This is a genomic window from Pseudomonas sp. H3_D04, assembly GCF_054669175.1.
This window is the reverse complement of record NZ_CP162801.1, coordinates 541,817-562,739: the sequence shown is the minus strand read 5'-3', so window position 1 is coordinate 562,739 and position 20,923 is coordinate 541,817. Positions and strand designations below refer to the sequence as shown.

Annotated in this window: 16 protein-coding genes; 5 read left to right on the top strand and 11 right to left on the bottom strand. The window is 59.4% G+C overall.

Annotation, left to right across the window (positions count from 1 at the left end; translation table 11 throughout):
* Nucleotides 1–34: 34 nt before the first annotated feature.
* Entirely contained in the window at nt 35–1,477 is a 1,443-nt protein-coding gene (gene treP / locus AB4N91_RS02775; RefSeq protein WP_145308456.1) for a PTS system trehalose-specific EIIBC component, read from the bottom strand.
* Between the two features lie 236 nt (nt 1,478–1,713).
* Here treP and treR point away from each other — a divergent pair, with 236 nt between their 5' ends.
* Nucleotides 1,714–2,418 carry a trehalose operon repressor gene (gene treR / locus AB4N91_RS02770; RefSeq protein WP_010457814.1) on the top strand — a complete coding sequence of 235 codons (705 nt, stop codon included), beginning with the start codon at nt 1,714–1,716 and terminating at the stop codon, nt 2,416–2,418.
* Between the two features lie 99 nt (nt 2,419–2,517).
* On the top strand, nt 2,518–5,577 hold the full coding sequence (locus AB4N91_RS02765) for a membrane-targeted effector domain-containing toxin (protein WP_460112096.1): 3,060 nt from the start codon (nt 2,518–2,520) through the stop codon (nt 5,575–5,577).
* 71 nt (nt 5,578–5,648) lie between these two features.
* On the opposite strand, the gene guaA is transcribed toward AB4N91_RS02765, so the two are convergent.
* The 4 genes from guaA to AB4N91_RS02745 form a co-directional block, all read right to left on the bottom strand.
* Nucleotides 5,649–7,226 carry a glutamine-hydrolyzing GMP synthase gene (guaA, locus tag AB4N91_RS02760; RefSeq protein WP_010457818.1) on the bottom strand — a complete coding sequence of 526 codons (1,578 nt, stop codon included), beginning with the start codon at nt 7,224–7,226 and terminating at the stop codon, nt 5,649–5,651.
* A 98-nt stretch (nt 7,227–7,324) separates the two neighbouring features.
* Nucleotides 7,325–8,794: an IMP dehydrogenase gene (gene guaB / locus AB4N91_RS02755; protein WP_010457821.1), complete on the bottom strand. Its 1,470-nt coding sequence runs from the start codon at nt 8,792–8,794 to the stop codon at nt 7,325–7,327.
* Nucleotides 8,795–8,911: 117 nt separating this feature from the next.
* The gene (locus tag AB4N91_RS02750) at nt 8,912–9,460 is read right to left on the bottom strand and encodes a sugar ABC transporter ATPase (protein ID WP_214380832.1); all 549 of its coding nucleotides are present in this window, start codon (nt 9,458–9,460) and stop codon (nt 8,912–8,914) included.
* Between the two features lie 164 nt (nt 9,461–9,624).
* Entirely contained in the window at nt 9,625–10,392 is a 768-nt protein-coding gene (locus AB4N91_RS02745) for a sulfite exporter TauE/SafE family protein (RefSeq protein ID WP_460112095.1), read from the bottom strand.
* A 124-nt stretch (nt 10,393–10,516) separates the two neighbouring features.
* Here AB4N91_RS02745 and xseA point away from each other — a divergent pair, with 124 nt between their 5' ends.
* Together xseA and AB4N91_RS02735 are read left to right on the top strand one after the other, a co-directional pair.
* A complete protein-coding gene (gene xseA, locus AB4N91_RS02740) occupies nt 10,517–11,896 on the top strand; it encodes an exodeoxyribonuclease VII large subunit (RefSeq protein WP_010457826.1) in 1,380 nt (459 codons plus the stop codon).
* A gap of 3 nt (nt 11,897–11,899) precedes the next feature.
* The gene (locus AB4N91_RS02735; protein WP_102593573.1) at nt 11,900–12,721 is read left to right on the top strand and encodes a peptidoglycan DD-metalloendopeptidase family protein; all 822 of its coding nucleotides are present in this window, start codon (nt 11,900–11,902) and stop codon (nt 12,719–12,721) included.
* A 64-nt stretch (nt 12,722–12,785) separates the two neighbouring features.
* Here the strand turns inward: AB4N91_RS02735 and AB4N91_RS02730 are convergent, their stop codons facing one another.
* Nucleotides 12,786–13,142, bottom strand: coding sequence for a hypothetical protein (locus AB4N91_RS02730; RefSeq protein WP_200666949.1), 357 nt, complete (start codon nt 13,140–13,142; stop codon nt 12,786–12,788).
* A gap of 395 nt (nt 13,143–13,537) precedes the next feature.
* On the opposite strand from AB4N91_RS02730, the gene leuA reads away from it, so the two are divergent.
* The gene (gene leuA / locus AB4N91_RS02725) at nt 13,538–15,217 is read left to right on the top strand and encodes a 2-isopropylmalate synthase (RefSeq protein ID WP_077749336.1); all 1,680 of its coding nucleotides are present in this window, start codon (nt 13,538–13,540) and stop codon (nt 15,215–15,217) included.
* A 204-nt stretch (nt 15,218–15,421) separates the two neighbouring features.
* Here the strand turns inward: leuA and AB4N91_RS02720 are convergent, their stop codons facing one another.
* From AB4N91_RS02720 to AB4N91_RS02700, 5 genes are all read right to left on the bottom strand, one after another.
* A complete protein-coding gene (locus AB4N91_RS02720; protein WP_010457836.1) occupies nt 15,422–16,213 on the bottom strand; it encodes an amidohydrolase in 792 nt (263 codons plus the stop codon).
* Nucleotides 16,201–17,349, bottom strand: coding sequence for a pyridoxal phosphate-dependent aminotransferase (locus AB4N91_RS02715; RefSeq protein ID WP_077749337.1), 1,149 nt, complete (start codon nt 17,347–17,349; stop codon nt 16,201–16,203). The genes AB4N91_RS02720 and AB4N91_RS02715 overlap by 13 nt, the downstream gene beginning before the upstream one ends.
* A 146-nt stretch (nt 17,350–17,495) precedes the next feature.
* Nucleotides 17,496–18,965 carry a ribosome biogenesis GTPase Der gene (gene der / locus AB4N91_RS02710; protein WP_010457840.1) on the bottom strand — a complete coding sequence of 490 codons (1,470 nt, stop codon included), beginning with the start codon at nt 18,963–18,965 and terminating at the stop codon, nt 17,496–17,498.
* A gap of 140 nt (nt 18,966–19,105) precedes the next feature.
* Nucleotides 19,106–20,257 (bottom strand): outer membrane protein assembly factor BamB, encoded by a 1,152-nt coding sequence (gene bamB, locus AB4N91_RS02705; RefSeq protein ID WP_042932605.1) that lies wholly within the window; start codon nt 20,255–20,257, stop codon nt 19,106–19,108.
* Nucleotides 20,250–20,891, bottom strand: coding sequence for a tetratricopeptide repeat protein (locus AB4N91_RS02700; RefSeq protein ID WP_010457845.1), 642 nt, complete (start codon nt 20,889–20,891; stop codon nt 20,250–20,252). The genes bamB and AB4N91_RS02700 overlap by 8 nt, the downstream gene beginning before the upstream one ends.
* Between the last annotated feature and the right edge of the window lie 32 nt (nt 20,892–20,923).

Genomic DNA, 20,923 nt, shown 5'->3' with positions numbered 1-20,923 from the left:
ATTTTGTCCAGGCCTTGCTCGGGAATCCGGTCTGTCAGGCAACCCGATACCCTGGCCGGATAATCTTCATGCTCAACCCACAGGTCAGAACAAACGGCACGACCATCGCAATCACCATTCCAATCACAAACATCGGAATGAACTGCGGAATGATCGAGATGAAACCGGGCAAGCCGCCCACTCCGATGGCCGAGGCCTGGACCTTGTTCAGCGACAGGAAGATGCAACCCAGGGCCGAGCCGCACAGGGCCGCATAGAACGGAAACTTGTAGCGCAGGTTGACCCCGAACATGGCCGGTTCGGTGATGCCGAAATAGGCGGAAATCGCCGAGGTCGAGGCCATGCTTTTGTCGCGTACATTGCGGGTCATGTAGAACACCGCCAGTGCCGCGCTGCCCTGGGCAAGGTTGGACATGACGATCATCGGCCAGATGAACGTGCCGCCCTGGGTGGAGATCAGTTGCAAGTCGACCGCGAGGAACATGTGGTGCATGCCGGTGATCACCAGCGGCGCGTAGAGCAGCCCGAAAATCGCCCCGCCGACCATCGGCGCGAGGTCGAACAGCATGACCACGCCTTCGGTGATGAGAATCCCCAGATGCCGGGTCACCGGGCCGATCACGGCCAGTGCCAACACGCCGGTGACCACGATGGTGGTAATCGGCACCACCAGCAATTGCACGGCGTTCGGCACCCGCGCCCGCAGCCATTTTTCGATGACGCTCATGACATAGGCCGCCAGCAGGATCGGCAGGATTTGTCCCTGATAACCGACCTTCTCGATCTGGAACAACCCGAGAATGTCGAAGTACGGCAGGCTTTGCCCGTCCAGCCCGGCCACCGCTTTGCCGTAGTTCCAGGCGTTGAGCAGGTCCGGGTGAACCAGCATCAGGCCGAGCACGATGCCGAGAATTTCGCTGCCACCAAACCGCTTGGCCGCCGACCAGCCCACCAGTGCCGGCAAGAACACAAACGAGGTGTTGGCCATCAGGTTGATCAGGCTCCAGAGCCCGTCGAGTTTCGGGTAGGCATCCAGCAGGGTCTGGCCTTCGATGAACATCCCCTTGGCGCCGATCAGGTTGTTGATGCCCATCAACAGACCCGCAATGATCAACGCCGGCAGGATCGGCATGAACACGTCGGAAAACACCCGCACAAGACGCTGCATCGCGTTTATCTTGTCGGCGCTTTTTTGTTTAACGTCGGCGATGGTTGAGGCGGCTAGACCGGTTTGACGGCGCAGTTCGGCGTACACCTTTTCAACCTCGCCGGGGCCGATGACCACCTGGAACAGACCACCGGTGAAGAATGAGCCTTTCACCAGGTCAATCTGATTCAACGTGGCGCTGTCGACCAGGCTAGGGTCCTTGAGGGCCAGACGCAGACGTGTGACGCAGTGCGCGGCCTGCTCGAGGTTGTCGCTCCCACCGAGGCTTTGCAGCAGCTCGCTGGCGATGTTCGGATAGTCGTGGCTCATGCTTTTCTTCCGCTGTAGTTTTTTGTTTTTGGCAGCACGCCGAAGCGAAAAGTACTCGTCTGTACGAGTTAAAGCAACAACTCGTACAGACGAGTTTGATTTTGTTTACTACGACCCCGTCAATCGGCGACTTTTCCTACCTCCCGAAACGATGAAACCCAAAGCCGCATGGACAAACCCCTACCCTGCCCTTAAGGTTCGAAACCTTGAGTACATCGCGGCACAGAGCCATCCCCATGAGTAAATACAACCAGATCTACAGCGATCTGCTTGCCAGCATCACGACCGAACGTCTGGAACGCGGCGCCCGGTTGCCTTCCGAAACCGAATTGATGGACACCTATCAGGCCAGCCGCGGCACCGTGCGCAAGGCCATCGAGCAATTGCAGGAGCGCGGTTTCGCCCAGAAAGTCCACGGTAAAGGCACTTTCGTGTTGTCGACCAACCCGATCGAATTCCAGTTGGGCGGCATCGTCAGCTTCCAGGAGACCTATCCGCGACTGGGCAATGACGTCAGCACCGAGGTGGTCGAATTCACCCAAATCCCCCTCGAAGGCCCGCTGCTCGACCACATCAAGGCTGAAGAAGGCAGCCTGATCACGCGGATCAAGCGCGTGCGGCGGATTGACGGCAAACGCGTGATCCTCGACATCAACCATTTCGTCAGCGACGTGATTCCCGGCCTGAACCGCGACATCGCCGAGCAGTCGATCTATGCCTTCATCGAACAGACCCTGCAGCTGCAAATCGCCTACGCCCAGCGCACCATCGAAGCGGTCCCTCGAAGCAAGGACGACCAACACCACCTGGACCTCGACGGCCAGAGCCATGTGATCGTGGTCAGCAACCAGACGTTCCTGCAGGACGGTCGCCAATTCGAATACACCGAATCACGGCATACCCTCGACAAGTTCTACTTTTCGGATGTGGCACGGCGCTGACCCTACACGGTCACGAAAGGCATGTGGGCATAACTATGTAGTGCACTTGCCTTGAGCAAACGGGTCATCCTCACGGCCCATTTCTCAAGGAGCGAGATCATGCCTGCCGATCAAAGTACTGAAGCGTTACCCAATGCTGCCGACAGGGAGCAGCTGAAAACGATTGCCCCCGTCGTTGTCACAGCCTGTCCGGGGTTGAAGGAAGAAGCCCACGCGGTCGCCAGTGAAATCCTGAAAAAACACGGCATCACCGACAAGGACCCTGACCAGGTCTGGTGGCATCGGTTCGATAACGTCTCGGCCAGCAGCACCAAGGCCTTTCTGAGTTGGGAACACGCCCCCAAACCCTGTGAATCACTGACCCTGACGCAACTGGTGATCCAGGGATATCGCGTGACCGATCAAGACGACGCCCTCGAACTGAACAGTAACGGCGGGTTTTACACTGAAGACGCAAACGCCAGCATTTTCAATGAAACCAACGAGGTGCGGATGTACCCCAGCAAGGTCCTCACAGACCTGTGGGAGATGAACCTCAGTGAACGCTACCTGAATAAGCTGAACGCTTTCTGGACCACGCATTTCGATGACTTCCGGACCCTGGCCAAATCCAGCTACCTCAGCAAAGCGGTCGAGGCGCGGCAAAACGGTCAGCTGGAAGAGGACGATTTCCAGACCGTCGTAAGGGCCGTTGTCGCTGACGCAGCCTGGCCGATTACCCTGGCGACGCTGCAATCCCAAACCACGGCGCCTGCGGATCTTCGTGTCTGCGCCCTGGATGTCGCAGGGCACGTCGCCACCGATATTCTGCGCATCGTTGACCGCAACGGCCGACAGATCACTTATGTTCCCGGCGCCGCACAGGCCTTCCACGTGCATCCCACACAAACGGACATGCACTGGTGGATGTTGCTGCAAATGAATGAGGCGCAGCCGCGCACCGAGTTCATGACCCATTTCCCGCTGTCGGTTCGCAAGGAAGTCCATGACAACATCACTCCGCTGATGAACCAGCTGGTCGGCACCTGGGGAAAATACGACCATCACTTGATCAATCAGAAAAACATCACCATCAGTGGCGATGCCTTCACCTGGCAGAGCCGGGCAGTCCAGAGCACGATGCTGGAAGAGGCGGACCTGACGCTGGTGACCCACGGACAAATGCGCAAACAGCTCTGGCTGGGTTACCTGAGTGCCGGTCTGCATGTTTTTGGTCCCTTGGCGATGATGGGCTGGCCAATCGCGCTGCCGGTGATCGGTGCCAGCCTCGCCGCGATGGGCTTGAACATCGACAAGGCGGTGAATGGCAAAACGGCGGCGCAGCGCAAGGCCGGCGTCATTGGCGCGGTGCTCGATGGCATCAATGCGCTGTTCAACATTCCGCTGCTCAAGGAAGTCAACGTATTGGAAGACGTCGGGGCTGCGGCCGAGGCGGCTGAAGCGACCGAGATGGCGGATTTGAACAAGACCCTCAATCCGGAAGAAAGCGTCGTCACGCAAGACCCTCTGGCGCCCGGAGAGTCAGAGCAAGGGCCTGTGCAACCGGGTGTGTTGCCGACCCTGCCCGAGGAAACCGCCGAAGCTTTTGAAGTGCCGGAGCACTACCAAAGCAATGAAATCCTCGAAAACTACCCGATGGCCACGAGCGGAAAATTCCAGGGTATCTATACGCTGGACTCAAACCCTTCCACCGCCATCATGATGAACGATCAGGCTTATTACGTGCGCTACGAAGCCGACATCAACGGTGGCGGTACGTGGGCGATCATCGACCCCAGTCATCCGCAGGCGTCCACGGGATCGATTCCCGTGCGCCTGAATGACGAGGGCGAATGGGAGTTGGCACCCACAGCCGGATTGAAAGGCGGCGGCAAAGGCCTCAGCAAGCCTGCGCCCGTACCCGGTCCTTCCAGGCCGACGACTCACGCCCGGCCAAGGTCTGATTTTTTCAGTCATTTGACGCGATACGATGCACCCAATGGACGTTCGCTGAACTTCCTGGCCCTGGGAAAGCCGGAAACCCATATAAAAGTCGTGGCCATGCCTAACGGGTTCATCAGAGGAGTCTCCCCCTACGAAGAGTATGTCGCTGGGCGTCGAGCGGTGCTGATCAGGGATGCGATCGTATTCCAGACCCCGGAGGACTTTTTTGCCTCGTTGCCCGCCCGGCCGGTGCAGCCCGTGATCACACCCTCCACCACCGTGACGGAACTCATCGAGAACATTTTCAACACTGCGCCCGGCCTTGTCGTCGGTGAAAGTCAGGATCGCATTGCCAGCATGCGGTTCCTGATCGAAAACATGCAGACCCTGGCGAAACAAGGCGTCAAGACGATCTACATGCATCGCCTGCTCAACGACTTCAATCAGGTCGACCTGAACGAGTTCGCCGAAACCGGGGACATGCATGGGATGCTGGAGAAGTACCTGCAGAAACTGCCAGGTGATCCTGCCGGACAGTACACCCCTCTTGAAGTCGTCAAAGCGGCCCAGCAGAACGGCATTCGAATCCAGGCCACCGATTGCCTGGCGAGTTATCGCTACACAGATTCAAACTTCCGTGCCATCTCACGACAATCCGTCAAGACCTACCTCACCCATACCATCATGCAGGCCACTCAAGCCCGCAATGGCGGCGGAAAATGGCTGGCGCTCACCGACCAGGAGAGTACAAACACATTCAGGGGGATGGCCGGCATCAGCGAAACGGAGGGAGGTATCGGTCTACGCATCGAAGAAGTGGGCCCAGACCAGCCTATGCACCTGGGCATCGACCATGGCATCGAGGTCGGCCGTGATGTTTCGGAGGCCGGCGCTCAAATGCGCGGTGATTTCGACACCCTGTATGCCGACATCAGCTTGCAGATGCCGACTCCGGTCATTCAACGATCGTCTGAGCAAATCAATCAGCTGCTGTTCCGCCAGGGCATGTTCACCATTGAAAGGTCGGAAGACACGTTGACGCTGATCCATCGCAGCCGGTCGAATCAGATTGTGCGAACGATGATTGAGCGAACGGCGAATGGGGGCTTTCTGATCAACCGCCCTGCCTGGGCCGCCGTGCATCAGGTCACTTACGCGAATCTGATCAGCCTTGTCCACGCGCTCAATCGCATGGGCCTGATGCTTGAAGGGCGCCTGCCCACTGTAGCGGCCTGATCGCAAAAAGGCCCCGTGAACTCACGCTCACGGGGCCTTTCAGGTGTTACGGGCGATCAGTCAGACCGGGATCATTCCCACTCGATCGTCGCTGGCGGCTTGCTCGACACGTCGTAAGTCACGCGGGAGATGCCTTCGATTTCATTGATGATCCGGCCGCTGACGGTTTCCAGCAGTTCGTAAGGCAGGTGTGCCCAACGCGCGGTCATGAAGTCGATGGTTTCCACTGCACGCAGGGCCACGACCCAGGCGTAACGACGGCCATCACCAACCACGCCAACCGATTTCACCGGCTGGAACACCACGAAGGCCTGGCTGACTTTGTGGTACCAGTCGGCTTTGCGCAGTTCTTCGATGAAGATGTGGTCGGCGCGACGCAACAGGTCGGCGTATTCCTTCTTCACTTCACCGAGAATGCGCACGCCCAGGCCCGGGCCCGGGAACGGGTGACGGTAGACCATGTCGTACGGCAGGCCGAGTTCCAGACCCAGACGACGGACTTCGTCCTTGAACAGCTCGCGCAGGGGTTCAACCAGCTTGAGGTTCATTTCTTCCGGCAAGCCACCCACGTTGTGGTGCGACTTGATCACGTGGGCCTTGCCGCTTTTGGCGCCAGCCGACTCGATCACGTCCGGGTAGATGGTGCCTTGAGCGAGGTACTTGATGTTGTCCAGTTTGTTGGACTGGGCATCGAAGACGTCGATGAAGGTACGGCCGATGATCTTGCGCTTCTTCTCCGGGTCGGACTCGCCGGCCAGGTTGTTCAGGAACTGGTCTTCAGCGTTGGCGCGGATCACCTTGACGCCCATGTTCTCGGCGAACATGGCCATCACTTGCTCGCCTTCGTGCAGACGCAGCAGGCCGTTGTCGACGAAGACGCAGGTCAGCTGGTCGCCGATGGCTTTGTGCAGCAGCGCGGCAACCACCGAAGAGTCAACGCCGCCGGACAGGCCGAGCAGCACGTTGTCAGTGCCGACCTGGGCGCGGATATTGGCGATGGCGTCTTCCGCAATCTTCGACGGCGTCCACAGGGCTTCACAGCCGCAGATGTCGAGGATGAAGCGCGACAGGATGCGACCGCCCTGCTTGGTGTGGGTCACTTCCGGGTGGAACTGCACGCCGTAGTAGCCACGAGCATCGTCGAACATGCCGGCAATCGGGCAGCTCGGGGTGCTGGCCAGGATGTGGAATTCCTGCGGCATCTTGGTGACCTTGTCACCATGGCTCATCCACACGTCGAGACCGAACAGGCCGTCAGCGTCGATGTGGTCTTCGATGCCGTCGAGCAGGCGGCTCTTGCCGACCACGTCGACACGGGCATAACCGAACTCACGCAGTTCGGAACCTTCAACCTTGCCACCCAGCTGTTCAGCCATGGTCTGCATGCCGTAGCAGATACCGAAGACCGGAACGCCCAGGTCGAACACCGCCTGCGGGCAGCGAGGGCTGTCGGCTTCGTGCACGGACTCGGGGCCGCCGGCGAGAATGACGCCTTTTGGAGCGAATTCGCGAATCGCGTCTTCATCCATATCGAACGGATGCAGTTCGCAGTACACGCCGATTTCGCGCACGCGGCGGGCAATCAGCTGGGTGTACTGGGAACCGAAATCGAGGATCAGGATGCGGTGAGCGTGAATGTCGAGGGCCATGATTCAGTCTCGTCTAGTAATTCAGAAACAGTCGTGATTCAGAAACAACTCGGGGCTGAATAAAACAGCCCCGGTTACTTAACGTTTTGCTTGAAGCCTCAACCTACGCGGTAGTTTGGCGCTTCTTTGGTGATCTGTACGTCGTGGACGTGGGACTCGGCCATGCCAGCGCCGGTGATCCGCACGAACTCAGGCTTGGTGCGCATTTCTTCGATGTCGGCACTGCCGGTGTAACCCATCGAGGAACGCAGGCCGCCCATCAGTTGATGGATGATGGCGCTCAGGCTGCCCTTGTAAGGAACACGCCCTTCGATGCCTTCCGGAACCAGCTTCTCGGCACCCGCGGAGGAGTCCTGGAAGTAACGGTCGGAGGAACCCTGGGCCTGGGACATGGCGCCCAGCGAACCCATGCCACGGTAAGCCTTGTACGAACGACCCTGGAACAGTTCGATCTCGCCCGGGGCTTCTTCAGTACCGGCGAACATCGAGCCCATCATCACGCAGGAAGCACCGGCCACGATGGCCTTGGACAGGTCACCGGAGAAACGGATGCCGCCGTCGGCGATCAACGGAACGCCAGTGCCTTCAAGGGCAGCGGCGACGTTGGCGATGGCACTGATTTGCGGGACGCCGACACCGGCGACGATACGGGTGGTGCAGATCGAGCCAGGGCCGATACCGACCTTGACCGCATCAGCGCCGGCTTCGGCCAGGGCCTTGGCAGCAGCGCCGGTGGCGATGTTGCCGCCGATGACCTGCACTTCAGGGAAATTCTGTTTGACCCAGCGAACGCGGTCGATCACGCCTTTGGAGTGACCGTGTGCGGTGTCGACCACCACCACGTCAACGCCGGCATTGACCAGGGCCGCGACGCGGTCACCGGTGTCTTTACCGGTACCGACTGCTGCGCCAACACGCAGACGACCTTGATCGTCCTTGCTGGCCAGCGGGTACGCCTTGGCTTTTTCGATGTCGTTGACGGTCATCATGCCTTTGAGGGCAAATTTGTCGTCGACGATCAGCACGCGTTCGATGCGGTGTTTGTGCAACAGCTCGCGAACGTCGTTCTTGTCGGCGCCTTCCTTGACCGTGACCAGACGCTCTTTGGGCGTCATCACTTCGCGGACCGTGGCTTCCAGACGATTTTCGAAACGCACGTCACGGGAAGTGACGATGCCGACCAGGTCGCCATTGTGCAAAACCGGAACGCCGGAGATGTTGTGCAGACGGGTCAGTTCGAACAGTTCACGCACCGTGGCTTCAGCCTCGATGGTGATCGGGTCCTTGACCACGCCGGCCTCGTAACGCTTGACCTTGCGCACTTCGGCAGCTTGCTGCTCGATGGTCATGTTCTTGTGGATGATACCGATGCCACCTTCCTGAGCCATGGCGATTGCCAGACGGGCTTCAGTGACGGTGTCCATGGCGGCAGAAACCAGAGGAATATTCAGCTCGATGCCACGGGTAAGGCGGGTCTTGAGACTGACTTCGTTAGGAAGCACCTCGGAATAACCGGGCACTAGGAGAATGTCGTCGAATGTCAGAGCTTCTTGGCTGATACGCAGCATCGCGGGGGCTCCCGAGCGGGAAAATGGAAGCGCGCCATTATAGTCAGACACCCCCTCGTGTTCAATGTAAAACTCTTTCTATTATTAGCATTACTGATATACGGGGATTGTCGCTTCCTACAACTCGACTTTCACCCAACTGACGGGCTGATCCAGCCAATCGGCAAACTCATCGATAAAGCTCTGCTTGAACCCGGCTTCGGCCCAGTTGTTGAAAATGAACCCCAGGTTGGAAAAGCCGCATTCCTGCAGGAAAAGAAAGCCGTTGATGTCGTCTTCATGCCCGCATTCCGGGCAGGTGAAGTTATCGGTGCGCCCCGGCATCCAGTCTTCCAGGCTTTCGAACAGCGCTTCGCCGATTTCCTTGCGGCACTCGGCGCACCCCGCCTCTTCCAGGAACCCCTTGGCCGGCGTGTAGATGCAGCGCTTGGTGATGATCTCCAGGCCATTGATCGGCTCGCCGAACGGCAGCGCTTGTGGGTGCAACACCACGGCGCGGGCACCGTCGGCGATGGCGTGGCCCATGCGGTTACCGGTACGGCCACACGTGGTCAGCTCTTCCTTGATGATGTTCTTGCGCACCAGCCAGCGCACGACCGCCCGGGCCCGGGGTTCGTGTACCGGCAGTGTGGAGATTTTCGGGACGATGATGCTTTGCGAATTCATGGTGCAAGCCTACTGCGTCAATTGGATGTTTCTGCGGTGTTCTTACTGACGCCTTCGCGGGCAAGCCTCGCTTCTACCAGAAAAGTTTGCGAACGACTGTAGGAGCGAGGCTTGCCCGCGAAGGCATCGGAACGGCCGGCAGCTTAATCCCTGACGAAATCCGGTCAAGTACTCAAATAACGCCCGATCAAGGCAATCCCGCTCGCCAGCACCAACCAGGTCACCAGCCGCACAAACGCCTCGCGGGACAATCTCAGGGTCAATCTCCGCCCGACCCACAGCCCCACGGCCATGGCCGGCAATAGACACAGGGCCAATATCAATAAGGGTAGCTCGGCATAGGCACCTGCGACGGCAAACAGGCTCAAGCGCACCACGGTGCTGCAACTGATCAGCGCACTCTGGGTCGCCCGTGCCGCCTCTTTCGGCAACCGGCTGTTCAGATAGATCGCATATAAGAAGCCGCCACTGCCAAACAGCGCGCCGAACAGCCCACCCACAGTGCCCATCGGTACGGCCCAACCGGCGGACAATTGCGTCGGCCGGGTTTTGACCCACAGGCTGTAAATCGCATAGGCGCTGATGAACAGACCCATCAACAGCAATAACACATCGGATTTGAGGTTCAGCAGAAAGATCACCCCCAACGTGCAGCCCACCGCCATGCAGGGCAGCAGCCGCAGCAACTCGGGTTTCGCCACATCCCGCCGCGAAGGCAGCAGATTGCCAAACGCTGCGACGAAATCCAGCAGCACCAGCAACGGCACGATCTTCGACAGCGGCATGAACAGAATCAGAATCGGCCCCGCCACCAGCGCAGTGCCAAATCCGGCGATACCAAACACGATATAGGCCAGGGCAATGCCCAGCCCGATCACCAGCCAATCCGTGGCGCCGAATGGCCATGGGTTCAACAACTCAAGCACACTCATTCCCTCGTCTTCCCTGAATCCCGGGGCTGACTTTACTCCTTATGGGAGCGCGCAGGCCCGCTCTCACAAGGGATTTGTGCGCACTCATGGAGATTGTTCGACGAATGCCTTTATCATGCGCTCCATGATTAAAGATCCCTTTGCAAGACTCGGCCTGGACCGTGAAGTCCTGACTGTCAGCCAGCTCAACGGCCGCGCGCGGGTGTTGCTCGAAGACGTGTTCAGCAACATCTGGGTCGAAGGCGAAATCTCCAACCTCGCCCGGCCGGCGTCCGGCCACGTGTATTTCACCCTCAAGGACAGCGGCGCCCAGGTTCGTTGCGCGCTGTTTCGGCAGAACGCAGCACGAGTTCGCCAGGCGCTGAAGGACGGCCTGGCGGTCAAGGTGCGCGGCAAGGTTTCGCTGTTCGAGGGGCGTGGCGACTATCAGCTGATCCTCGACACCGTGGAGCCGGCCGGTGACGGTGCGCTGCGTCTGGCGTTCGATGCACTGAAGGAAAAACTCAGCGCCGAAGGCCTGTTCAGCGCCGAGCGCAAAGTGCCGTTGCCGGCGCATCCGCAGCGCATCGGCATTATCAGTTCGCCGACTGGCGCGGTGATTCGCGACATCATCAGCGTCTTTCGCCGCCGCGCACCGCAGGTTCAACTGACTCTGATCCCGACCGCCGTACAGGGCCGCGAAGCGACTGCGCAAATCGTCCGCGCCCTGAAACTGGCGGACGCTCGCGGTTTTGATGCGCTGATCCTCGCCCGTGGCGGCGGTTCGCTGGAAGACCTCTGGTGTTTCAACGAAGAAGCCGTGGCCCGCGCCGTGGATGCGTGCGTGACGCCGATTGTCAGCGCCGTCGGCCATGAAACCGATGTCTCGATCAGTGACTTCGTCGCCGACGTCCGCGCCCCGACGCCCTCCGCCGCCGCCGAATTGCTCGCGCCGGATTCCAGCGACCTGGTGCGCCGGGTCGAAAGCCTTCACCGGCGCCTGGTGATGCGCATCCGCGACCGCTTGATGCGTGACCGTCTGCGCCTGGAAGGCATGTCCCGTCGCCTGCGTCACCCTGGCGAACGTCTGCGCCAGCAAGCGCAGCGCCTGGACGATCTGGACATGCGCATGCGCCGCGCGTTCGAACGCAGCCTCAATACCCGTCGCGAACGCTTGATCCGTCTGGAAACCCGCCTCGCCGGGCAACACCCGGGACGGCAATTGGCAATGCTTCGTCAGCGCCTCGACAGCTTCGCCGAGCGCCTGCCGCGAGCCATGCGCGAAGGGCTCAAGTCCCGTCGCCTGCAATTGCAAAGTCAGGTGCAGACGCTGCAAGTGGTCAGCCCGCTGGCGACCCTGGCCCGTGGCTACAGCATTCTGCTGGATGAACGCGGCAACGCGATTCGCAGCGCCGAGCAAACCCATACCGGTCAGCGCCTGAAAGCCAAACTGGGCGAAGGCGAGCTGCACGTCCGGGTCGAAGACAATCACCTGACGCCTGTCACCCTTTCTTTACTGGATTGATCCATGCCGCGTTTTTTAGCTCCGCTGCTGTTGCTATGCCTGACCTTCAATGCCCACGCCGACAGCTACATCACCCGCCTGTTGAATAAACCGGTGCCGGGGGGCGTGGCCGTGGTGGACCTGGGTGCTTCTGCACAGGCGCCAAAAGCCAGTTACCAAGGCAAGTCGGTGCTGGTGGTCAAGGAACAGAACAATTGGCTGGCGATTGTCGGCGTGCCGTTGACGGTTAAACCGGGCACGCAGCAGGTCAGCAGCGGCGGTCGCACTCTGAGTTTCACGGTCGGCAACAAGAAGTATCCGGAACAGCACATCACCCTGAAGAACACGCAGCAGGTCAATCCGAACCCGGAGAACCTTAAGCGCATCGAAGGTGAACTGGCCGAGCAAATCGCCGCCTACCGCACGTTCAGTCCGAATACCCCGAGCAACCTGCTACTGGACAAACCAGTCAACGGGCCGCTGTCGAGCAAGTTCGGCGTTCGCCGATTCTTTAATGGCGAAGAGCGCAATCCCCACTCGGGCCTGGATTTCGCCGTGGGCGCCGGCACACCGATCAAGACTCCGGCGGCGGGCAAGGTGATCCTGATCGGCAACTACTTCTTTAATGGCAATACGGTGTTCGTCGACCATGGGCAGGGCTTTATCAGCATGTTCTGCCATATGTCGAAGATTGACGTGAAGGTGGGGCAGCAACTGGCGCGCGGCGGTGTAGTCGGGAAAGTCGGCGCCACCGGGCGGGCGACCGGGCCGCACATGCACTGGAATGTCAGCCTGAATGATGCGCGGGTGGATCCGGCGATTTTTATTGGTGCTTTCCAGCCCTGAATCTTCTTTGAGGCGACTGGCCCATTCGCAATCAGGCTCGCGATAGGGCCTTCACTGCCGCCGCTTATTCAGCGTCCAGATCCTCAATACCATGGACCTCCCGGTTCGCCAGACAATTGCTGATCCATGTTTGAGTGTCTTGTGAGAAGCCAGCCAATTCTTCAGCCGTGATCAACTCGCGGGCACACAACGCCAGCAAGTGAGAGCTGGCGTCATTGCGTGAGAACCTGAAAGCGCCAAATGCCCAATACAGCTCCTTTTGCCCGGCTTTGAGCAGCTCTTCGCTCACTTCAATTCGATCATAAGGCGCTTGGCTTCTATCCAGCACCGTGCGCTCGACTTCGTCCATGATCCGGTTACACATCCGCTCATGGGCCAACGGGCGCAACGCACTGTAAAGCTTCCAATCCGACTCGTTCATCGCTGACTCCTGCATTCCAGTCGTCTGGTTGAGGCTTTAAGAATAGCTGCCGTCGCCAAGACAAGGCTGCCAACTTTCAATTGCGCACCCTTCAAACCTCGCGCAAACATCAACACAATAACCCGGCCTGACCGCAATAAAATCGCGATAATCCCGACTATTCGAGTATTCCTCTCAATTTTTTTCGACTGCTTGCCATCCTCAATCACGGCGGTTAGGGTTGAAGGCATGAAAACCTCTCACACCCTCATTCAGCTTCGTCAGCACCGCAGCCTGTGCCTCGTCAGTGCACGACTGCCAGGCTGAATCGCGGTGCCTCGCCCCACGCTTTTCCCCAAGAACATTGATCCACCGGCAGGCCGCCTTTTTTCGGCCCACACAATAAGGATTTCCCGATGAGCATGCTCAAAGACCCGTCTTCGAAATACCGCGCGTTCCCGACCATCGACATCCCGGACCGTACCTGGCCATCGAAGACCATCACCGCAGCGCCGATCTGGTGCAGTTCCGACCTTCGTGACGGCAACCAGTCGCTGATCGAGCCAATGGACGCGGTCAAGAAGCTGCGTTTCTGGAAGACGTTGGTGCAAGTCGGTGTGAAAGAGATCGAAGCGTCGTTCCCGGCCGCTTCGCAAACCGACTTCGACTTCGTGCGTACCCTGATCGAAGGCAACCACATCCCGGACGACACCACCATCCAGGTGTTGACCCAGGGCCGTGAAGACCTGATCGAGCGCACTTTCGAATCCCTGCGCGGGGCGAAGAAAGCCATCGTTCACTTGTACAACGCGACCTCCCCGTCCTTCCGCCGCATTGTCTTCAACCAGGACAAGGAAGGTGTCAAGGCCATCGCCGTGAACGCCGCCAAGCTGTTCGTCAAATATGCCGCCCAGCAACCGGACACCCAGTGGACCTTCGAATACTCGCCGGAAACCTTCAGCGCGACCGAATTGGAGTTCGCCAAGGAAGTCTGTGACGCGGTCATCGAAGTCTGGAACCCGACGCCTGAGCACAAGGTGATCCTCAACCTGCCGGCCACCGTCGAATGCGCGACCCCGAACATCTATGCCGACCAGATCGAATGGTTCGGCCGTCACATCAACCGTCGTGACAGCGTGATCATCAGCCTGCACACCCACAACGACCGTGGTACGGGCGTGGCGGCCACCGAACTGGGCCTTATGGCCGGTGCTGACCGTGTCGAAGGCTGCCTGTTCGGTAACGGCGAGCGTACCGGTAACGTTGATCTCGTGACCGTGGCACTGAACCTCTACACCCAGGGCATTCACCCTGAGCTGGACTTCTCCGACATCGACGGCGTGCGCAAAGTCGTTGAAGAATGCAACCAGATCCAGGTGCACCCACGCCACCCCTACGTCGGCGACCTGGTTCACACCGCGTTCTCCGGCTCCCACCAGGATGCGATCCGCAAGGGCTTTGCCCAGCAGAAACCGGACGCCTTGTGGGAAGTGCCGTACTTGCCGATCGACCCGGCCGACATCGGCCGCAGCTACGAGGCGGTGATCCGCGTCAACAGCCAGTCGGGCAAGGGCGGTATCGCCTACTTGCTGGAACAGGAATACGGCATCAGCTTGCCGCGTCGCATGCAGATCGAGTTCAGCCAGGTGGTACAGCGTGAAACCGATCGCCTCGGCCTGGAGATGACCGCCCAACAGATCCACGCGTTGCTGCACAGCGAGTATTTGCAGGCCAACACCCCGTATGCGCTGGTCAGCCATCGCCTGCAGGAAGAAAACGGTCACAGTGCCGTGGAAGTGGAAGTCTCGGGCAAAGGCCAGGGCGAAACCAACCTGCACTGGCGCGGCAAGGGCAACGGCGCGCTGGAAGCCTTGGTGGCCGGCCTGCCGATCCCGGTGGAAATCATGGACTACAACGAACACGCAATCGGCGCGGGCACCAATGCCAAGGCAGCGGCTTACATCGAACTGCGTGTGAACGGTGAACGTGCGGTGCATGGCGTCGGTATCGATGAAAACATCACCACCGCGAGCTTCAAGGCCCTGTTCAGCGCGCTGAACCGCTCCCTGAGCCAGCCGGAAGCGAAAGCGGCGTAAGCGTTCGCGGCAATGCAAAAGGCCCCGAGGTGAAAACCTCGGGGCCTTTTTGTTTGCCTGGCATTTTTAGGGTGCCTGTCATGGCCTCTTCGCGAGCAGGCTCACTCCCACAGGAGGCTTCGGGTGCACACAAAATCTCTATTCACGCGATCCACTGTGGGAGTGAGCCTGCTCGCGATGAGGCCGGCTCAGGCTGCCGAGATATCAGGTGAACTCGAACGTATCAGCATCGAGATTCGCCGGAAACCGTGTGCGATAGGCTTGCAGATCCGCCGCATTCAGCACGACCTGAAACACACCATCGGCTTCGCCGGCACTGAGCAATGTCTCACCCTGGAAATCCAGCACTTGGCTATCACCGGTGTAAGCAAAGCCTTTGCCGTCGGTACCGATGCGATTGACCGCCGCCACGTAGCACAGGTTTTCAATCGCCCGCGCTGGCAGCAAACGGTTCCAATGCTGACGACGCGCGCCGGGCCAGTTGGCGGTGTAGAGCAGCAAGTCAGTGTCTTGTGCATCGCGACTCCAGACCGGGAATCGCAAGTCGTAGCAAATCAGCGGCCGCACACGCCAGCCCTTGAGCTCGAACTGCACCTGGCGCTCGCCCGGTGTGTAGTGGTTGTGCTCACCGGCCATGCGGAACAGGTGACGCTTGTCGTAGTGCCAGACTTCCCCGTCCGGCCGTGCCCACAACAGTCGATTGCGGTGGCTGCCATCAGCGGCCTGGACGATGACGCTGCCGGTGATCACCGCATCAAGTTTCGCCGCCTGGACGCGTAGCCATTTGCTGGTCGGACCGTTTTCCGCTTCGGCGAGGGTCTGCGATTCCATGGAAAAACCGGTGGTGAACATCTCCGGCAGAATGATCAGATCCGCCCCGCGAGCCTGCTCAAGCAATGGCTCGAAATGCTCCAGGTTGGCCTGACGGTCGTGCCAGGCCAGGGTGGTCTGGATCAGCGCGACGTTCAGATTGGGCAGTGCACTCAGATCACGCATAGTTTTGCCGCTGCTTCACGCAACGTCTCCTCGCGTTTGGCGAAGCACAAGCGCACCAGGCGCTGGCCTTCAGGTGGTGTCTGGTAGAAAACCGAGATCGGGATGCTCGCCACGCCATGTTCACGGGTCATCCACAGCGCCATTTCGACATCATTGAGGTCCGGGCGGATCTGCGAATAATCGACCAACTGAAAATACGTGCCGGTCACGCGCTTGAAGCTGAAACGCGACGACGCCAGCAGATCGCAGAACAGATCGCGCTTGGCCTGGTAGAAACCCGGCAGTTCTTCGACGTGTTCAGGATGTTCGGCCATGAAGTCGGCCAAGGCGTATTGCAGCGGGGTCACGCCGCAGAAACTGACGTACTGGTGAACCTTGCGCAGCTCGGCGGTGAGCGCCGGCGGTGCGACCACGTAGCCAGTTTTCCACCCGGTGACGTGATAGGTCTTGCCGAAAGAACTGACCACGAAGGCGCGCTGATACAGCTCTTCGTGATTCAGCACGCTGACGTGAGGCACGCCGTCGAAGACCAGGTGTTCGTAGACTTCGTCACTGACGATGTAGATGTCGCGATCCCGAATCAACGCTGCCAGCTGGTCCAGCTCAGCACGGCTGATCAGCGCGCCACTCGGGTTATGCGGAGCGTTCAGCACGATCATCCGCGTGCGCGGCGTAATCGCTTCGGCGAGTTTCTCGAAGTCGATGGAAAAATCATTCAGACCCAGTTGCACATGCACGCATCGCCCACCGGCCAGCTCCACCGACGGCTCGTAGCTGTCGTAGCACGGATCGAACACGATCACTTCATCGCCGCTGTGGATAACCGCTTGAATCGCACAGAAGATCGCTTGGGTGGCACCGGGAGTGACCGTCACTTCATGGTCGGCATCCACGCTGACGCCGTAGGTGCGGGCGATCTTCGCCGAAATCTGCTGACGCAGCGCCGGCAGGCCGGTCATCGGTGAATATTGGTTGTGGCCATTGGCAATGTGCCGACCGACCGCATCGCACAGAGCTTGCGGTGCATCGAAATCAGGAAACCCCTGGGACAGGTTGATCGCCCCGGTTTGCGCCGCGAGCTGAGACATCTGAGTGAAGATAGTGATGCCGACATTCGGCAGCTTACTGGTGATCATCGGTAGCCCCTTGCAGGTGAGCTGCAAGTTTCAAGCTGCAAGCTGCAAGTGGTCAAGCAACAAACCATCAGACACAAAAAAGGGCTCTGACTTGAGCCCTTTTCTGCAGTGACTTGAAGCGCGCAGCTTGAAACTTAAAGCTGCTTCTATTTCTTATCGCGGCGCTTTTTGTCGGCCTTTTTGTGGTGCGACATCATGCGACGCTTCTTGTTGACCTGACGGTCGGTCAGCGTGGTCTTTTTGCCTTCGAACGGGTTCTCGCCGCCCTTGAACTCGATGCGGATCGGCGTACCGACCAGCTTCAAGACACGACGGTAAGTGTTTTCCAGATAACGGACGTAAGACTTCGGCACCTTCTCGATCTGGTTACCGTGGATCACGATGATCGGCGGGTTCGCACCACCCAAGTGGGCATAACGCAGCTTGATCCGGCGGTTGTTGACCATCGGCGGCGCGTGCTCGCTGACCGCATCTTCCAGGATTGTGGTCAGGCGGTTGGTTGGCCAGCGGGTAACCGCGGACTTGAACGAGTTCTGTACGGAGGCATAGAGGTTGCCCACGCCCGTACCGTGCAGGGCCGAGATGAAGTGGATGTCGGCGTAGTCGACGAAGAACAGTCGACGTTGCAGCTCGACCTTCACGAAGTCACGCTCGCTCGGCGTCATGCCGTCCCACTTGTTGATCGCGATCACCAGCGCACGACCCGACTCAATGGCGAAGCCCAGCAGGTTGAGATCGTGATCGACCACACCCTCACGGGCGTCCATCACAAAGATCACCACGTTGGCGTCTTTGATCGCTTGCAGGGTTTTGACCACGGAGAACTTTTCGACTTCTTCGTGGATCTTGCCGCGCTTGCGCACACCGGCGGTGTCGATCAGCGTGTACTTCTCGTCGTTACGCTCGAACGGGATGTAGATGCTGTCACGAGTGGTACCAGGCTCGTCATAGACGATAACCCGGTCTTCACCGAGCATGCGATTGACCAGGGTCGACTTGCCGACGTTCGGGCGGCCGATGATGGCGATCTTGATCCCGTCTTTTTCGCTAGGGCCAGGAATGCGCTTGGCTTCCTCGCCTTCGGCAACGATCTCTTCCTCGCCTTCTTCCTGTTCGTCATCGTCTTTCGGGAAGTCGCTCAGGGCGATTTCCAGCATCTGGGTGATGCCACGACCGTGGGCGCCGGCGATCGGAATCGCGTGGCCCATGCCCAACGGGGCGAACTCGGCGCGGGCCATTTCAGGGTCGATGTTGTCGACCTTGTTGGCAACCACGTAGGAACGCTTGTTACGTTTGCGCAAATGCTCGGCGATCATCTGGTCGGCGGCGGTAAAACCGGCCTTGGCATCTACCAGGAACAGAACGACATCCGCTTCTTCAATGGCCAGCAACGACTGCTCGGCCATTTTTTCGTCCATACCGTGCTCGTCACCGGAGATACCGCCGGTGTCGACCAGAATGTAGGAACGCCCTTGCCACTTGGCCTCACCGTATTGGCGATCACGGGTCAGACCGGACAAGTCGCCGACGATGGCGTCGCGAGTCCTGGTCAGGCGGTTGAACAAGGTGGACTTGCCGACGTTCGGTCGGCCCACCAGGGCGATTACGGGAACCATGCGGCTCTCCACTTCGTTATTTCAGAAAATACAAAAGCCGCTGCGAGGCAGCGGCTGGTGCTCGGGGCAGCGCTTGAAGGCGCCGCAAGCCTTGCAGAACAAGGCCGCCTGGGGGTTAAACCCCAAGCATAGTCAAACCTTTACTTAATGGTCAGGGCTTCCAGTTTGCCACTGTTGCCATACACATAAATCGTGTCACCCACCACCAGCGGACGGGCACGCAGGCCGTCGCTGTCGATGCGCTCGCGGCCGACGAAACGACCGTCCACCTGGCTCAGCAGGTGCAGGTAGCCTTCCATATCGCCGACTGCAACGTAGCTGGAGAACACTTCCGGAGCCGACAGTTGACGACGAGCCAGCGAATCGTTGCTCCACAAGGCTGTGGTGGAACGTTCGTCGACGCCTTCAACGGTGCCCGAAGACAGGCTCACGTAAACGCTGCCAAAACCCTGCGCGACGCCGGCATAGCTGGAAGCATCACGCTGCCAGAGCTGACGACCGCTTTGCAGGTCCAGTGCCGCAACGCGACCCTGGTAGCTGGCGACGTACAGTGTTTCGCCGGACAGCAGCAGGCCACCGTCGATATCGACCACACGCTCCAGTTCCGAACGACCTTGTGGAATCGCGACCCGTTGTTCCCACACCGGCACGCCGTTGGAAATATCGAGAGCGACCACTTTACCGGTCGACAGGCCAGCCACCGCGAGGCGGTTGGTGACGATCGGTGCGCTGGTGCCGCGCAAGGTCAGGACCGCAGGCGTGCTGTCATACAACCAGCGCTGGGTGCCGGTGGCGGCATCCAGACCAATCAGACGGTCGTCCTGAGTCTGAACCACAACCACGTCACCGTTGTTGGCCGGCGGTGCGAGTACTTCGCTGGACACGCGAGCGCGCCATTTCTCTTCACCATTGATCGCATCCAGAGCAACGATTTCGCCCTTGATGGTGCCGAACATGACCAGACCGTAACCCACGCCAACGGCGCCGGAAACAGGCAGTTCAAGGTCCTTCTTCCATTTGACGTCGCCGTTGCTGCGATCCAGCGCCATCACCACACCGGTGACGTCGGCAGCATAGATGGTATCGCCTTCGATCGCCGGAACCAGCATGTTGTAGGTTTCGCCCTGACCGTCACCGATCGAACGACTCCACTGCTTTTGCAGAACCACTTCTTCTTTGAAGTCGGTCAACTCGGCCGGTGGCAATTCTTTTTTGCTGTTGCTGCTGCAACCCGCGGCCAAAATGGCCAGAGCCAGCAATGCTGCATGTTTCCAACGGATCACGTCACGCATCCCCTTTGGCCAGGTCGTCCAGCTTGATTTGTAGGCCACCGACCGCCGCTTCATCCGACAGTGCCGCCTTGGCTTTTTGATACGCCGTGTTTGCTTCGTCGGTACGACCCAACTGCACCAGCAGGTCGCCTTTGAGTTCTTCGCGCGTGGCCAGGAATGCCTTGTCAGCATCGCCTTCGAGCAGCTTCAGGGCCTCATCGACCTTGTTCTGCGCCGCCAGTACCTGCGCCAGACGCTGACGGGCGATTTCGCCCAGCGCCGGGTTGGCCGGTTTTGCCACGATGGCTTTCAGCTCGGTGGCCGCGTCGTCCAGCTTGCCGCTGTCGACCGCGACTTTCGCCACGAACAAGCTGCCGTACTGTGCATAGGCGCTACCGCCGAACTCGCTGTTGAGCTTGCCGGCCAGGTCCGAAACACGGGCGGCATCAGGCTTGCCGTCAGGCGTCAGCGTGGTTTCGAGCAATTGCTGATAGAGAATCGAGGCGCCTTGCGACTGATTGCTCTGATACTTCTGAAAGGCCTGCCAGCCGAACACGATGACCAGCGCCAACAGGCCGCCAGTGACCAGGGGCTTGCCGTTGCGTGTCCACCAGTCCTTCAAATCTGCCAGGTTTTCGTCTTCGGTACTCGACACCCCAATACTCCTTAATCGCTAAATCGGCTGTT